Source organism: Aliiglaciecola sp. NS0011-25 (genome assembly GCF_040370605.1).
Lineage (GTDB): Bacteria > Pseudomonadota > Gammaproteobacteria > Enterobacterales > Alteromonadaceae > Aliiglaciecola > Aliiglaciecola lipolytica_A.
The window spans coordinates 1-1,055 of the sequence record NZ_BAABWR010000052.1; the positions used below are offsets into that span (position 1 = coordinate 1).

The 1,055-nt window shown below is 40.1% G+C and carries 1 pseudogene; it reads left to right on the forward strand.

Annotation, left to right across the window (positions count from 1 at the left end):
• Window positions 1–634: pseudogene (locus ABWV72_RS21115) on the forward strand (molecular chaperone); the annotation flags it as partial.
• Between the last annotated feature and the right edge of the window lie 421 nt (window positions 635–1,055).

Below are 1,055 nucleotides of genomic sequence, written 5' to 3' on the forward strand. Positions count from 1 at the left end.
CAATATTCTTGGTTGCTCAGGAAAACGGATAGGGGGCATTGATATTGACAACAAACTAGCGCTAATGGGGATTATGCCGCACTTTGGTAAAGATATTATATTAACTAACGACCTGCCGATTCCTCCCACATTATTCAGACAGGCAGTGTGCGTAAATGATGTCGCTGCGCAGCGTGAGTTTAATTCAAATAGAACCGGTGTGGAATTGCAACGATATTGTTATATGTCTTTGGATAATAGAATCGAGCGATTGAAAAAGTTGCGAGAAGACAAACTAGGACTCAAATTAAATAAGAGTTCTGAATTAACCAAAATAGCGCTTTCAACCAAGCATTTGACCGAGGTTAACCTTGATTATATTGAATCAGATTTACACATCTCAGTTAGCAGGGATCAACTAGGTGACGCTATCAGTGGTGAATTAAAGCAAATTGAGTCTATCGTGAATGAGTCTTTACTGCAGTCAGGCGCTAAACCCGACACCATTTTTGTAACCGGCGGTACTGCAATTTCACCCGTCATCAAACAATGGATAAGCGCTATCTTCCCCGATACTGAGGTTGTCATTGGGAACCATTTTGGTAGCGTTACAACTGGCCTAATTACCCATGCCCAACGCATATTTGGGAACTAAATCAGTAAATCATTAAATCATGGACAGACATTTTTAAAGACTAAATCAATCATCGTGGACAGGCATTTTTAAAGGTAGTGAAAAAAGAGGCCTATAATTTTTACTGGAGTTTGATGAAAAGTATGAATGCGTTCGTAATTTAGGTAAATACCTATACAATCATCGGTTTTTGGGAAATGGGCGCTATTGAGCTGAATTTAGTGCAGGTTGAGGCCTGTCTCTTGTGCAAAGAAACAATTGAAATGAAAAGCGGCTTTAGTGGAATCGTTAGCCTACAGAATTCTTTTGCCGACGTTTTCGCTTATAGCGTTTCAAGGTGTCTGATTGCCCTGCAGCCACGCTAAAATTGGTTTCAAAGGTCAAAAACATATCTTGCCAGGTGTGTTCATCCAACCCTAAACGTTGCAATATGGGTGATTCA